The following is a 16152-nucleotide window of genomic DNA, read 5'->3' as shown; positions in this document are numbered from 1 at the left end:
ATAAACAGTAGCCGAATTACTCGATTATACATACGGGAGGATTATTCAATGTCTGTTAATATAAACGCGGATAAAGGTACCATACCGGCATTTATTCAAGAATCATGGCAGCGGTGCATTTCAAAGGGACTTCAGCCAAGCATGATGGATAAGGAAGATATGCTTGGTGGATTTGAGTTGGCCGAATACCACGATCGATATGCTGAACTCCTGTATCATTCTTCCCCCATTTTAGAGGAAGTTTATCGCTCGATTAATGGTTTGGAGTCCATTTTATTACTTGCTGCTCCTGAAGGATATATCATCGAAACAGTTGGGGATCCAGCTTTCATTCGCCATGCTGATAATGTTTCCCTAAGGAAAGGGGCCAATTGGCTAGAGGAATCAAAAGGAACAAATGCAATAGGAACAGCCATAGTAGAGAAAAATCCTGTATTGATTCATGGCAGTCAACACTTTCATCAGGATAACCATTTCCTCACTTGTGCCGCATCGCCCATTTATCACCCTGATGGGCATTTGCTTGGTGTTTTGAACTTAAGCAGCCATCAACAGAATTATCATCCTTTTTCCATTAGCTTAGTTCAAAGGGTGGCTGATAGCATCAAACAAGCACTCTTATTGTCCCATACACAAAAAAGGGAGAAAAACCTTTATTATATATATGATTCATACCCTGATCCGTTAATTACCCTTGATAAAGAGGGGAAAGTTACAGATCTCAATATAGCGGCGTCACATGTTATCGGCACAATGAAAAAACCGGTATCGAATATAATATCAGGAACAGACCCACTTGTTTTGGAACAGAGGGTTTCAATTAAAGACCAGGAATTTTTGGTGCAAACCCTTAGCGAAAATATGGAACATCAGTCATCCGTGATCGTTCGGTTAAAAAAACAAAAATTGATTGATGGTGTAACAACTAATCGTTATCAATTTTCAGATATACTAAGTAACGATCCGCAAATGAATCAAACCATATCCATTGCCAAAAGAGCTGCAGCGCTTGATATCAGCCTGCTAATTACAGGAGAAAGCGGAACGGGAAAAGAACTGTTCGCTCAATCCATTCATGGGTTTAGCTTAAGAAGTGATAAGCCATTCATCGCCATCAATTGCAGCGCAATTCCCGAAAATTTATTGGAAAGTGAGTTGTTTGGGTATGAAAAGGGTGCCTTTACTGGCGCAAAAAGCGGCGGGCATAAGGGGAAGTTCGAAGCTGCGGATGGCGGAACCCTTTTTTTGGATGAAATTGGGGACATGCCGCTTCAAGCTCAAGCGACTTTGCTTCGCGTGCTTCAGGAACGATGTGTGACGCGTGTAGGCGGACATGCTTCCATTCCAATCGATGTAAGGGTCATTGCCGCCACCAACAAAGACTTACAAAAAGAAATTGAAGCTGGAGAATTCCGTGCAGACCTATTTTTCCGCCTTTGTGGATTATCTTTAAAACTACCAAATCTGAGGAGTCGCAAAGATTTATTGCTGTTAGCAGAATACATTTTAGCGGAATTACCTTATAAGAACGAACATACCGAGCTAACTGACGAAGCTAAAACATTCATTTCGGAATATTCATGGCCAGGAAACTTCCGTGAATTGCAAAACGTACTGGGACAGGCTGCATTCCTTGCTGATAATGGCCCGATTACAAGGGACTTGCTTGTGGCACTTTGTCCTGTTTCTTCCATTATACATGAGGAAGGGGCAAACGCCGATCATGAACCAAGAAACTTTCAAGAACAAGAAACCCTACTGATCAGAAATGCGTTGGAACGAACAAATGGAAATATCAGTAACGCCGCGAAACAACTCGATATCGGCCGAAATACGCTTTATAGAAAAATGAAAAAATATGGAATCAAATTTCAAAAGTAAAAGTTTTTTAGTATATATAAAAACATGAATGATGAGTTCCCGTTTTATGGAAACCTTAGATTCCCGACCTGATTTGGTCGGTTCTTTGGTAGCGCAAGTAAACATATGCGGACCAGCATACCTTGTCTTCTTATAAGCTACTAAGCTACATTTCACCTTAAAAACAATAAATAATGAAGTGCAGGAAATCAAAATCTCATATAAAATGATGTTATTGATATAGTATTTAAAATTCCGTAAGGGGATGTGTGGTCAATAGTATGGTGTTGTCATCTGAACATAAGAAGTATAAAAATGTATTGATTCAATATTTGGAAGAAAATGAATCTGTGTTTTTAAATGAATGGAACAAGACTATTAAGATCAATGAAATAGACCCCTACAAAGATAAGATTAAAGAAAATGGTTATGGGATGTACTCACTGGTCATCCAAACGTTCAAGGAGGTATTGTCTGAAGATGTGCTGATAAAATTGGCATACCAGGTTGCAAAAGAGCGACTTGAAGCAAATATCAACATTGGGGATTTTCTATATAATATCAATTTGGGGAGAAATATCATAATCAGAAATCTTTTTGGGGCCGATATCCCAATTAATTATATGCAGATATTCATTAATGACATCAACTTGCACTTTGATACGTTCAGCTACCATGCAGTAACGAGATATACGAATCTTACAAATGAAGTGCTTGAGGAGAAAAAGTCTTATATTAGTGAAAACCACAAAGATAAATTAGCGGTACTGGGTCAGATATCATCAAGCTTTGTACATGAGTTCCGAAATCCTCTTACAGCTATCATGGGGTTCAATAAATTATTGAAAAGGGAGAACCCAGGCTTGAAATATTTAGATATCATTGATTATGAGTTAAACCAGTTGAATTTCAGGATAACCCAATTCCTTCATACCTCTAAATCAGATTTTAATGAGGAACAAAGAGAGGAAATTTCTGTGTTGAAGTTAATTGAAGAAATTCAAGAACTGACTTATGCCAATATTGTGGATGCCAGTGTTAATGTGGAAATAGATATTTATCCAAACTTCGTCATGACAGCGAGCAAGGATGGGTTAAAACAAGTGTTCTTGAATCTGTTTATTAATTCCATTGATGCCTTAAAGGACAAGGAACATCCAAGAATTTTGAGGGTAAACTCTTTAATTGAGGCGAATGAAAGAATAGTTAGAATTTCAAATAATGGACCGGCCATTGCCAGTGAATTGATCGAATCCATTTTTGAGCCCTTTGTCACAACGAAAGAGCTAGGAACGGGAATAGGATTATACGTATGTAAAAAGATCATTGAAAATAATGCTGGATATATGAATTGTGTCTCAAATGAAAATTTAACCACATTCAGTATCCATTTCCCCACAGTTCAGAACGAATTTATAAGGGTTTAATACATATCATATTGTGACATTACATAAAGCATTATATACTTATCGATATTTTTCGAAGCTTTACCTAGATCTTTGATTAATAGTGGAAGGGAATCCTGGGTCTGCCGGTATTTTACAAAATCATTCTCAGTGAATATAAATCTATTTGGAAGATGCCAAGAAATCATAATTTGGATTTTAGCATCTTTTTTTTTTACCTGTTATTTTTAAGTATATATGTGTGTCGAAATTTTAAAAGAAAACAATTAAATTGTCATTTTTAATTCGATTGTGGATCAAAAAGGGTCAATAATTAATATATGAATCACAAATCGGATTAATGATTTAATAATGAATCATTTTAAACTCATAAAAGCATTAAACCCTAATAAAATAACTATCCTTTTTTTGGCATGGATATTGCTTTTATTTATATATGTATAAAATTTTAATGATAGAGGGTGAAGAGCGAGGAAAAAAATAATAGAGCTGGGGAACTACATAATGGGACTTCATCCAACAAAATGCAAAAAGTGCAAGATCAACAAAGATCATTGGTACTTTCCGTGTATTTCATTGAGGGGCTGAGGTAGGAAAGAGGCAGAATAAATAGAAAAGCGGTTACGGTTAATAGAGTTTTTGCAGTGCAATATACATATACCGATTGTGATGAATTTGGTCTCATTAAAATGAATGATAAAACGGGGATAGGACTGTAAACATTGTTTTTGAATGCAAGATTTCTACTAGGGTACCCATGGGCAGAGGTTTACTGCTTGTAAAACGGCAAATTGACAGTTTTAAAGGATGGTGACAATAGTGGCACATCAAACAAATGAATTGAAGCATGGTCTCAAGACCAGGCATGTTACAATGATTTCTATTGGCGGGGTAATTGGGGCAGGACTATTTATCGGAAGCGGAACAATAATTGATTCAGCAGGACCTGGTGCTATTTTATCGTATATAATAGCAGGGTTGATGATAGTGCTTATCATGCGTATGCTGGGTGAAATGGCTGTGGTGAATCCTGACAGCGGATCCTTTTCAACATATGCACATCAAGCATTTGGTCCCTGGGCCGGATACACGATCGGCTGGTTATACTGGTTCAACTGGGTTATCATCATTGCCATCGAAACTACGTTATTGGGTACTATGATTCATGATTGGTTTCCTGGTATACCCATGTGGGCTGCCAGTCTATCTTTCCCTATTTTAATGACGATTACGAATATCTATTCCGTCAAAGCTTATGGGGAATTTGAATACTGGTTAGCTTTCATGAAAGTGGCTGCCATTGTAATATTCCTCTTCCTAGGTGCCGCCATGATTTTTGGATTTGTTCCAGGATTCGATTCACCAGGCCTTTCAAACATAACAGGGGGTGGGAGGTTTTTTCCAAATGGTTTTCTGCCGGTCCTCCTTAGTGTGATATTCATTACCTTCTCTTTATCAGGAAGTGAAGTAGCTGCCATTGCTGCAGGGGAGTCTGAAAACCCTGAAAAAAATATTATTAGAGCCATAAACAGTGTTGTATGGCGTCTCCTTCTTTTCTTTGTTGGTTCAGTTACTGTCTTGGTTATCGTAATCCCCCAGGGGGCTGAAGATTTACTGAAAACCCCCTATGCCAGCGTATTTGATATGGCAGGCCTCCCGGCAGCGGGTCAAGTCATGAATATCGTAATCTTCACTTCATTGCTTTCTGTTTTGAATTCAGGGCTGTATACAAGCTCACGTATGTTATATTCGTTATCAATAAAAGGTGATGCACCGAAAATCCTTTCCCGTGTGAATAAGAGGGGAATCCCGATTTGGGCGTTAATGGCAAGTGTTTTCTTTGCTTATGTGTGTACGACATTTAAATTTGTTTCCCCTGATAAATTGTTTGCTTTTCTCGCAAACAGCTCGGGAGGAGTCACCATGATCATGTATATCTTTATCGCTTTTTCTCATCTGTATTTGCGGAAAAAGACGGAAAAAGAAAATCCAGGGACACTCAAAGTGAAAATGTGGCTATTCCCTTATTTAACCTACGCGACTATTGCCGTATTATTTATTATTTTCGTTGCTCAGGCATTTATTGATTCCATGAGATTGCAATTCTTTCTTACAACACTTCTCACCATTCTAGTTATTGGGTCATACTTTCTGTTTTATCATAAGAAAAACGTTATTACTCCTGAACAAGAAGGAAAACTAAAAAAAGTTCACGTTAAAGAAGGGTAAGGGATGTAGTCCTTTTTGTCCGATTATTGAAAGAAATGATTGACTATTCAAATAAAAAGGCTGCTCTAAGTGGGCAGCTTTTTTTCTGGTTCCACGGGGGAATTAAGCGTATTCGGAATTGTGACTGCTATCAATCCCCTAATGATACTCATTCATTTGCAACTTTGAAATCCTTTGCTAGAATATAATCTATAGAAAAGATTAGGAGTGGTGACTGTGGCTGAAACTCCAGCTGAAGATTTGATTCATTATATTGCACCAAAAGGAGAGTATATCCCTTTTTTAGATGATACGGACTATATCGCTAAAGGATTGGAATGGAAATTATTCACTGCCCGTTCGGTAAAAAAAGAACTATTATATAAAAGCGGCAGTATTCAAGCTAAAGTCAAATTGGCAGGTTATGAGCAATACGGAAATGGCCTTGACACCGTAGTTGTTGAATTTGAAAATGGTAAGCTTAGTTGCATTCACCCTTCCTATTTAAAGGAAATGCAAAGCACAAGTTTCGGAAAAGAATTGTTGAGTGGACCGGTTTCCGAAACATCCGCAGATTCAAATGAAACTGAGCAGGTGATGGAAGCTCCAATTACGGAAAACTCCGAGCTGCAAAGTGCAGAACCTAAAAAGGCAAAAACCAAAACTAAAAAGACGACTGCAAAACCTAAATTGGACTTACCTGGGGAAAAAGTGCATTTCACCGCAACGGTCAAGGAGTTCACGGCGAAAATGAACCATTTCACTGGTGAAGAAGATGAAGTCATACTCTTGGAGAATGTCAAAGTGACAACGGAGCCTGAATTGACTATCGGTGATGCTTGGTGTGGATATAGCAAGACATTAAAAAAAGCTGAGCTCGAAGAAGGGGACGCAATCGAATTTGATGGAAAAGTGGTCGACAAAAAATACAATAAAGAAATACGTTATAAAGTTAATAATCCATCTAAGTTAGTGAAAAAGGAGATGTAAGCTTTAACGCAGGAGTTCTTGAAATGAAAGGGAGTAAGCCGCCGCTTACTCCCTTTTTAGTTGTATTAATCAGTTTTCAAAAGGAATGAATGCGTTCATGTGAACTTATTAGAATAGATGAGTACATTCCTGGAATATATTCGTTTGTGGGAGTTACAACTTATGACCATTCACCAATCGTATAGTTAAGGGTTTCGCTTATGTGGTTTCATATATTCCAGTGTTGGGGATAATACATTATGATAATGGATTTATAAAAAGATTAGGGGGATTTTTATATGAAAGAGTTATTTCGGCTATTAAAACAAGGTAATAAATCGGCGTTCATTGCTGCCTGTGTGAATAGTATCATCGCTGTACTAAAGGGTTTTGCTTATTTCATGACAGGGAATGTCGCCATGTTTGCTGAAACTTTACATACATTGGGCGATGCTGCGAATCAGTTTTTCGTCTTCATTGGTTCCGCACTAAGCAAAAAGTCACCAACTGATCGATTCCCTGATGGTTTTGGACGTTTGGTTAACCTCGTATTACTAGGGGCAGTATTGGTTGTCGGGATCATGTCATATGAAACGGTTAAAGAAGGGTTCCATCACATTTTGCACCCTGCAGAATCAACGGGTATCCTTATTAATTTGTCCGTCCTTTCGTTAGCGGTCGTGTTGGAATCATATGTATTATTTAAAGCGATGAAAGAAGTGGTGCATGAGACTGGAATCGAGGCTAAAGGAGCAGCCGTCATATTTAAGAGCTTTGCTGGTTTAAAAAGAGCAAAACCAGCGACGAAATTAGTATTCATGGAAGATATGGTAGCAACCGGTGGTGGGGTACTTGCGATAATTGCCATTCTATTAGCAAACTTCACACCCTTCATCCAAGCGGAAGGGGTTGCTTCCGTCATGATCGGGCTCGGTATGTTCTATGTGGTTGGCAGGGTTTTTCTTGATAACGCTGCAGGTGCTCTTGGGGAAGCCGATATTGAAATGCGACAAAAAATTGGAGCTATGGTCATGGATGATCCAGACGTAAGGGATATACAAAAACTGGCCGTAATAAAAGAAGGGGAAGACTTTCATGTTGAACTTGAAGTGGAACTTGATCCCCATATTTCGATCGCCCAGGCGGATGACATTAAAGATCGGCTGTTTAATGAGATATTCAAGGAAAGAGGAGTAACGGATGTCATTATAGAATTTGATGAAAATGACGGTATCCCAAAATGGGAAGGTCAGATAAAAAAAGAATTGAATGAAATGAAAGAAGAAAGGGAGTAGAGGATGTTTAGACTGGCAGAATACAAAGTGGCCGGATAAGGATATTAGGTTGATTATAAAAATCATGAAACGAAGGGAAATGCCTGTTCAATTATTCACGTACTTTCCTTGTATATGCATTATAAGCTATCATGGACTTAGTTACATAAAGAAGGATTATGGAAGGGTGAATAAGAATGAAGGAACAAGATATTAAGCTGGTTGCACTTGATATGGATGGCACGCTCCTCAATAAGGCTGGAGAGATATCCCAAGAAAATCGGAGAGCGATAAAAGAAGCAGAAAATCAAGGGATTTTTGTTATATTGAGCACAGGAAGATCCTATGCGACATGCAGTGATTTTGCAAAGTCAATGGAACTCCAATCATACCTCATTACCGTAAACGGAAGCGAAATATATGATAATCAAGGAAAACTGGTGGAAAGGAATATCGTCGATAGTGAGTCCATACAATGGATGTGGGAATTAAGCCAAAAACATGGTACACATTTTTGGGCAATTAGTTGCGATAATATTTACAGGGCTGAAATGCCTGAAAAAATCCATGATTCGCAATGGCTTAAATTCGGTTTTGATACAGCTGATGATGACGTCCGCCAAATCATCATGGATGAATTGGTATCGAAAGGAAACTTCGAAATAAGCAATTCGAGTCCAACGAATATTGAAGTGAATGCCATGGGCGTCAATAAAGCGAAAGCGATAAAGCTTGTATGTTCATTGCTCGATATTACGATGGATAATGTTATGGCAGTAGGTGACAGTCTTAACGACCTTGCAATGATTTCTGATGCAAAAGTGGGTGTGGCGATGGGAAACGCCCAGGAAATTGTGAAAGAAAAAGCAGATTGGGTTACAGCAACAAACGAAGAAGATGGTGTGGCTAAGGCCATACGCAAATGGGTGCTTTCAAATTGAATCGAAACTGTATATGGGATGTATTCCATATACAGTTTTTTATTGAAATGGCGCTGAATGACAAGTTAATTCAGCTGTTGAATTAATTTCTTGAAAATTGTGTATTTTAGAAGTATGATAATCTTGTAGTGTTATATTTTGGTAATATATTAAAATGGGAGGTTTCATAGATGACAAGAAGTTTGCCTGAACAGTGGTGGAATCAATTATCTTTACCAGTTATCTCAGCACCTATGTTTTTAATATCCGGTCCTGAGTTAGTGAAAGAATGCTGCTTGAATGGGGTGATCGGCTCTTTTCCAGCACCGAACGCGCGGCCGATTGAGGTACTGGATCAATGGATGAGTGATATAAACGACACATTGATTACAGCAAAGGGTAAAGAACCTGGTTCAAAGATTGCCCCATGGGCAATGAATATGGTTGTCCACCGTACATATAGCCGTCTTGAAGAAGAGTTGGAATTGGTCAAAAAGCATCAGCCTCCCATCGTCATTACATCATTAGGTTCACCAAAACATGTGGTGGATGTCGTACATAGCTATGGCGGGTTGGTCTTTTCGGATGTCAGCTCCATTGATTTTGCAAAAAAAGCTGCGGAGTCAGGTGTGGACGGATTGATCTTGGTTGCTGCGGGAGCAGGTGGTCATGCTGGTGAGATAAATAGCTTTGCTTTCGTGGACAGCGTAAGGACATTCTGGGACGGAATCATTTTGCTTGCCGGATCCATCAGTACTGGTCACAGTATCTTGGCAGCTCAGGCTGCAGGAGCGGATCTTGCATATATGGGAACACGTTTTATCGTGGCAAAAGAGAGCAGGGCAAATGATGAATATCGTGAAATGCTTGTCGATTCTGATCATGATGACATCATCTTGACTGATGCATTTTCAGGCGTTAATTGTAATATGCTGAAACCGAGCATCAGAAAGGAAGGTTTGGACCCAGAACAATTAGCCAAAAAAGAAAAAGTCGATTTTGACAGTATGTCCAAATCATCTGAATCTAAAGCGTGGCGTGATATTTGGTCAGCGGGTCATGGCGTAGGGGCGATTAAAAAAATAGATACCGCTGCCGGCATCATAAAACAATTAGAAAAAGAATATCAGCAATCCTTAAAGAAACTGACCGGGCAGGCGGAAAAATTAAAAGGCATTATATCAAAATGATATGTAAGCGCTTCATTTAATTATGCTAATATATCTAATTAAAAAGGGTATCCATTATGGATACCCTTTTTTTCCTATGAAAAAAAGAGAAAATTTTATCAGCCGATGATAAGGTCTTAATCAGTAAAAAGGCAATCTAAGCAGGGTATAAAGAGATAAATAGTAAATATAGGATGTAAGACAATGAAAAAATATTGATAAAAGAATGGATAAATGTTATATTATTTTTCGTGATAATGACCAAATGAACAATATAGTCATTAGTTACTGTTTGCATGAAAAGTAATATATATTAAAGATTAAGATAGTGAATTTTAAAAATATATATTGCAGAAGCAAATGGGATAAATATGTATTCTTCAATCCGTTTTTCACCGAAATAGATTAAATAAACGGCATATTCGTCGTATAGGAGGGCTTGGTAGGCGTGTTAAAATCTTTAAAGGGTGAATTTTTAGCCATAATAAAACATCCTATGATACTCATTTCCATAATAGGGATCATACTGGTTCCATTATTATACAGCGGCACTTTCCTGTGGGCATTTTGGGATCCATATGGTAAGGTGGACCAATTGCCTGTTGCCATTGTCAATATGGATGAGGGTGCGGAGTTCAATGAATCGGAACTTACGATAGGAAAAGATTTAGTCAAGGAGTTAAAGGAAAAGAAAGACTTCGATTGGCATTTCGTCAGTCAAAAAGAAGCAAATGAAGGCCTGGAAAAACAAGAATATTACATGAAGATAGAAATTCCGAAAAACTTCTCCCAAAATGCAACGACCTTACAGGAGGACAATCCGGAAAAACTTGATTTAATTTATACGTCCAATGAAGGGTTCAACTATATATCCACTAAAATAGGTGACGCAGCTTCGGAGAGAATTAAAGGGGAGGTTTCGTCAGCCGTTACGAAAACCTATGCGGAGTCAATGTTCGATAATTTGAACGAAATGGCTGACGGACTCAAAAGTGCCAGTGACGGAGCTGGAGAATTGAAAGATGGAACAGATACAGTGAAGAATGGATCAAGTGAACTTGGTGAAGGGATTAACTCAGCTAAAGAAGGCTCCAAGAAAGTTGATGAAGGAATTGATTCCCTTCATTCAGGTTCTGTCGAAATCCATGAAAACCTGGAAAAATTAGCTGAAAAATCATTGACCTTTTCGAATGGGGTCGGTTCGGCAGCTGCAGGATCAAAAGAACTCAATCAAGGGTTACAACAGTTTAGTTCTGGCGTTGGACAAATGAAAGATGGGCAATCCGAGCTTTTGCAAGGAGCCAAGAAATCTGAAGCGGGTACTGGTGAATTGGCCTCTGGACTGCAACAGTCATTAGATGGCTTCAATCAAGTCGAAGAAAAGCTGCCCGCTTTAACAGAGGGAGCAAATGGTGTAGCTGCTGGAGCTTCCCAACTTTCAGGTTCATTGTCTGAATGGAGTGCAGCATCGAACGAAGCAAAAGCTGGGGCAACTGAAGTTTCGGCAGGTTTGGATGAAGTAATTTCCGGATTGAAACAACAATCTGAAGCTACGGATGATCCTGAAGAGAAAGCGCGTTTGGAGGGAGTGATTACTTCTCTTACCCGTATCAGTGAAGGTAGTAAAGGAGTATCTGCAGGAGTAGGGAAACTATCGGCAAGTGCAACTGAAATTGCTAAAGGCTCAAATAGTCTTAGTGCTGGAGCTAATCAGTTAGGTGAAGGCACAACTGCAATAAGCGGTGGTTTCACTCAATTGAAGCAAGCTCAGGAAAAACTCGCCAATGGAGCGAATGAACTGAAAAATGGTCAAGGTCAATTGGTATCTGGCTTGACAACATTTGGCGATAGTATAGATTCTGCACAAAGTGGGCTTGGACAGTTAACCGAAGGCAGCAATAACTTGGTAAGCGGGCTTGATCAGCTTGAAGATGGCTCCAAGCAATTATCAAGTGGAACCTCACAGCTATCCGAAGGTTCGAAAGGTCTGGTTACAGGAACGGATAAGTTGAAGGAAGGTTCATCCAGCCTTAGTAGCGGAATGGGAGAACTGGCGAATGGAGCCATTAAGCTACAAGATGGAATCGCCAAACTTTCAGATGGATCTGCAGAATTACATGACGAATTAAGTGATGGGGCAGACGAAGCAGGCAAGATAAAGTCCAATGAAGAAGTATATGACATGTTTGCAAGCCCAGTTAAAGTGGATAAATTACCAATTAATAATGTCCCGAACTATGGCACTAGTTTTGCACCATATTTAATTTCATTAAGTTTATTTATCGGGGCTATCGTTCTGACGATCATCTTCCCGTTAAAAGATCCTGCAGTTAAACCTGCTAGTGGATTTAGCTGGTTTATCAGTAAATACAGCGTCATGGCACTCATAGGAACCTGTCAAGCCATATTGGTGGACTCGATTTTAATTTTAGGTCTTGGAATCAATGTTACGAGCCTGCCGCTATTTTTTGCAGTAAGCATTCTTGCTAGCTGTACATTCATGGCAATCATTCAGTTCCTGGGTTCGGCCTTTGACAATCCTGGCCGGTTCATAGCATTATTGATTTTGATTCTTCAACTGACCAGTAGTGGCGGAACATTCCCAAATGAATTAGTTCCTGGCTTCCTGCAAGGATTCACACCGTTCCTACCGATGACATATTCTATTAATGCTTTCCGTGCAGTCATCTCAACAGGAGATTATAGCTTCATGTGGCATAATCTTGGCATATTGGCCATATTCCTCGTTGTGGCATTAATATTATCACTTCTTTACTTTATTTATAGGTATAAGAAATTGAACGGCGCATTAAATGAAAAACAGGAAGAAGCAACTGTATAATGATCAAAAAAACAGCGACTCGTCATGGGTCGCTGTTTTTTGAGGAATATCAGGTAATAAGTGAAATGCAGGGAAATAAAAGCGCCCCTAAAATAACACCCATCATTAAGATATGTATTCCTGTTCTCATGGAATGAGCAATTTGCAATACAACGGTTTGTCTTTGAAAAAACTTTGGTGCAGCCTGTACAATGAAGTAATTATGCAATCGCTATACCCTTGTCTTTTGAGAAGCAGGTGCATATTTCTTCATTGGATTTTTTGCAATGACTTCCTTTAAATAAGGATGGCCAGAAGGTCCTGGTTTTCTCATGAGTTCCAATAGGTAAGATATATCGTCCATGGCCCTGTGTGTTTGGAAATTTGTGATATTATGTCCCTGCAGTAATGTTAAGAGTTTACTATTCTCAAATCCGTATTGCTTCCAAGGTACATTCCGCATCGTACAGAACCACTTTTGATCATTGATTTCCGGATACATTTGGTAAAGAAAACTTCTATCGAAAGAAGCATTATGTGCGAAAATCGAATCGGTACGGGCAATGAAGGATTTAATTTTTTCATCGTGAAAACTTTTTCCTTCTACGGAGCTGTATGGAATTCCATGAATTCTGTACGCTTGATCATAATTCCTCCTTGCTCCATAGGAGAGAGGCTCCCTTAAAAATGATTCCTGATCAACAAGATTAATAATTTCCCCTGTTTCACTGCTGTATGTAAAGAGTATAAGAGCAAGCTCGATAATTTCATCTGAAGAGGGACGTAAACCAGTTGTTTCTACGTCAAGCACTAAACCTAATCTATTAGACAATTTTTTTTCCTCCAGTTGGGTTACATTCTTCTATTATAGCTGACATAGGATAGCTATTGAAAGTGTAATGATTGTTTTAAAGTAGCATTTTTAACTTGAAAAAGGTTAGTCATTCCTGAAAAATGCTTGTTAAGTGCAAGTGGGAACCAGCTATGATAAAAAAAGGCTCTTTTCGTAAAGATTTGTTTTTAAAACGAAACAATTTAACGTTGATTGGAGCGCAAGTGCGAGACTCCTGAGGGAACAGCTGGACAGGTGAGCATCTGGAGGGGAAATCAACCAAACCGCTATACTTGGTAATTAGCAACAAAGTATGCGAAAACAGCCTAAAAAAAAGATAGAGTATTGCTTTGTTCAAAGCAATCTCTATCTTTTTTTATCCATTGAAGTTCATAAGCATTGTAAAATGCTTTCCAATTCATGTTCGGCCATTCGTATGAATTCTTCGTTTTTTTGAAGACTGAAAATGTTCTTGGATTGTTTTATATAGTGCAGTCCTTTTTCAGGCTGTTGAAGTTGAACCAGATTTTTACCAGTTAATAGATGGAGTTCCGCATATAAATATAATGATTCTATCGAATTACAAATGTTGATCCCTTTAAGTGTATAATTTAATGATTCCTGATAATAATGAAGTTCAGTCAATGTTTGTGCCAATCCATGGATGATCTTCACGATAATGGTGCCTTCTTGATTCGCATGGGGAATATTCTCGATAAATTCCAGTGCTTCATTGAAGATGATGATGGCCTCTTCATAATTCTTCGTTTTAAAATGGATAATTCCGATGCTATTTAAAACTTCTATCTCCTGTTGATGAAGAATGACACGTTTACCCATGGTAATCTGAATGGCCTCATTCAATAATTCTATAGCCCTTTGTTTGTCATTGAACAAATAAAATAAAGAGATACCTTCATGCCATTTCAAGAACTGATAAAACGATATCGATTTTTCCGGTGCAGTTGCCATTTCTTTTTGGACGATTTCATAAATTGCTTCATAATTTCGTGTGCGTTTGTATTTGTTAATCAAAAGTTTAATGGTTTCTATGTAATTATAAATCGGTTCATTTTTAGTCGTGAAGAAATAATGCAGGTCAACTTTAAGTTTATCCGCAAAAAGTGCCAATTCATCAATGGTTGGAGAAGAGATGCTTCTTTCATAATCTGACAGGGCATTAGTTTCACATATATCCTTAGCCAGTTCTTCTCTTGTAAGATTTTGTTTTATTCGTAATTCATTGATAACAGAGCCAACCTCTATTTTCATTACAATTGCTCCTTTATACCTATATCTAGAATTCTATTTTAACATAATTTTTTTATTTTTATAAGAACGATAATTGAAAGATAGTATGATATAACTACTTTACGTGTGTTCTGGAATGACATTTTTTTGAAGTGGAAACTGCAAGACTTCTTTTCTAAAGGCTCTTTCGTAAAGATTGTTGTTTTTAAAAACGAAACGATTTAAGGTTGATTGGAGCGCAAGTGCGAGACTCCTGCGGGAGCACCGCCCGCCCCGCGGAAAGCGAGCAACTAGAGGGGAAATCAACCATACCGCTTTACTTGGTAAATAGCAACAAAGTATGCGAAAACAGCCTTTCTAAATAAAGTGAAAGGTCCCCGCATATTTTGCTTGGAGTCTCTAATCCCGGATAACAGCAAGCTTTAGATTTGGAATATAAGGATAAAAAAAGGAGGCGGCAATCTGCCGCCTCTAACGTTTTTAATTTCCAATGAACTGCTGGGTCCAATAGTGGGAGTATTTCCCACCTGTCACATGCCCAATTCCAATATGTGTATAGTTCTTGTTCAGGATATTGGCCTTATGTCCAGGGCTGTTCATCCATGATTTCATGACAGCATCCGCACTAGGTTGACCTGCTGCGATATTTTCCCCTGCGTACTTATAACTGATCCCAAAGGATTTCATCATTTCGAAAGGCGATCCATAACGGGGGCTTGTATGATTGAAATAATTACTATCTCGCATATCTTCTGATTTCAGAATTGCTACGTTGGAAATGGCTGTATCCATTTTAAGGGAAGGGAGGCCCGATTTTGACCGTTCTTCGTTCACTAATCTAAGGACCTGCTGTTCAACTGATTGACTTTCTTCGCGATTAACTGTGGTGTTGGCCGTGGGAAGATTTATGATTTGTCCGATTCGAATTTGATTTGCATCGTTTATAGAAGAGTTCGTTTTAAGTAATTCGTCAATGCTTACATCATATTCAGTGGCAATTTTCGTTAAGGTATCTCCTTTTGCCACCTCGTAAGTATTGGCTCCCAGAGCAGCTTTTGGAGATAATAGGGATAGCGACAGTGCTGATAAAAGGATGATTTTCTTCATTTTGATTCCTCCTAGTAGAATATCTGGATTGGAAGTATAGTATGCTATAAAAATAGTTTTGTGTAAAATTAGCTCATTAACATTCTTTATTGAAATGGGAAAAAGGTATCGAATGGGAAGATGAATGTTAAGGGTCCATATAACCCGGAAGTGTTAAGGGTAACCAAAATCATAGGGCTTTTTGATAGATTGGAAGAATTATTTCATATAGAAAAAGAATCATTTTACGTTTGCAGGCCATGTTTGTCAGGGTAAATAATAAGAACATCAAAACGATATAGTTATATGGAACTAAAAATGATGGAACTAATAAATTATCCTAAGGGTGGAGCTTG

General features: G+C 38.4%; 11 protein-coding genes. 8 read left to right on the top strand and 3 right to left on the bottom strand.

The features are described 5' to 3' along the window. Positions 1-48: 48 nt before the first annotated feature. From BW986_RS18905 to BW986_RS18870, 8 genes are all read left to right on the top strand, one after another. The gene (locus BW986_RS18905) at positions 49-1881 is read left to right on the top strand and encodes a sigma-54-dependent Fis family transcriptional regulator (protein WP_076369628.1); all 1833 of its coding nucleotides are present in this window, start codon (positions 49-51) and stop codon (positions 1879-1881) included. Positions 1882-2129: 248 nt separating this feature from the next. Then, positions 2130-3287: a histidine kinase N-terminal domain-containing protein gene (locus BW986_RS18900; RefSeq protein WP_221408331.1), complete on the top strand. Its 1158-nt coding sequence runs from the start codon at positions 2130-2132 to the stop codon at positions 3285-3287. A gap of 789 nt (positions 3288-4076) precedes the next feature. Then, positions 4077-5495 carry an amino acid permease gene (locus tag BW986_RS18895; RefSeq protein ID WP_260320906.1) on the top strand — a complete coding sequence of 473 codons (1419 nt, stop codon included), beginning with the start codon at positions 4077-4079 and terminating at the stop codon, positions 5493-5495. Positions 5496-5711: 216 nt separating this feature from the next. Continuing rightward, entirely contained in the window at positions 5712-6464 is a 753-nt protein-coding gene (locus BW986_RS18890) for a hypothetical protein (protein ID WP_260320897.1), read from the top strand. Positions 6465-6742: 278 nt separating this feature from the next. Beyond that, a complete protein-coding gene (locus BW986_RS18885; RefSeq protein WP_076369622.1) occupies positions 6743-7738 on the top strand; it encodes a cation diffusion facilitator family transporter in 996 nt (331 codons plus the stop codon). A gap of 176 nt (positions 7739-7914) precedes the next feature. Continuing rightward, entirely contained in the window at positions 7915-8658 is a 744-nt protein-coding gene (locus BW986_RS18880) for a Cof-type HAD-IIB family hydrolase (RefSeq protein WP_142244682.1), read from the top strand. A gap of 170 nt (positions 8659-8828) precedes the next feature. Beyond that, a complete protein-coding gene (locus BW986_RS18875; RefSeq protein ID WP_076369618.1) occupies positions 8829-9827 on the top strand; it encodes an NAD(P)H-dependent flavin oxidoreductase in 999 nt (332 codons plus the stop codon). Between the two features lie 427 nt (positions 9828-10254). Beyond that, positions 10255-12648, top strand: a complete 2394-nt coding sequence (locus tag BW986_RS18870; protein WP_076369616.1) for a YhgE/Pip domain-containing protein — start codon at positions 10255-10257, stop codon at positions 12646-12648. A gap of 211 nt (positions 12649-12859) precedes the next feature. Here the strand turns inward: BW986_RS18870 and BW986_RS18865 are convergent, their stop codons facing one another. The 3 genes from BW986_RS18865 to BW986_RS18855 form a co-directional block, all read right to left on the bottom strand. Further along, a complete protein-coding gene (locus BW986_RS18865) occupies positions 12860-13459 on the bottom strand; it encodes an exonuclease domain-containing protein (protein WP_076369614.1) in 600 nt (199 codons plus the stop codon). Between the two features lie 390 nt (positions 13460-13849). Then, positions 13850-14731, bottom strand: coding sequence for a helix-turn-helix domain-containing protein (locus BW986_RS18860; protein WP_076369612.1), 882 nt, complete (start codon positions 14729-14731; stop codon positions 13850-13852). 459 nt (positions 14732-15190) lie between these two features. Continuing rightward, positions 15191-15817 (bottom strand): CAP domain-containing protein, encoded by a 627-nt coding sequence (locus BW986_RS18855; RefSeq protein WP_076369610.1) that lies wholly within the window; start codon positions 15815-15817, stop codon positions 15191-15193. Between the last annotated feature and the right edge of the window lie 335 nt (positions 15818-16152).

Source organism: Peribacillus simplex (genome assembly GCF_900156045.1).
Lineage (GTDB): Bacteria > Bacillota > Bacilli > Bacillales > DSM-1321 > Peribacillus > Peribacillus simplex_D.
Note: the sequence above shows the minus strand (reverse complement) of the source record. Positions and strands in the feature narration are given on the sequence as shown.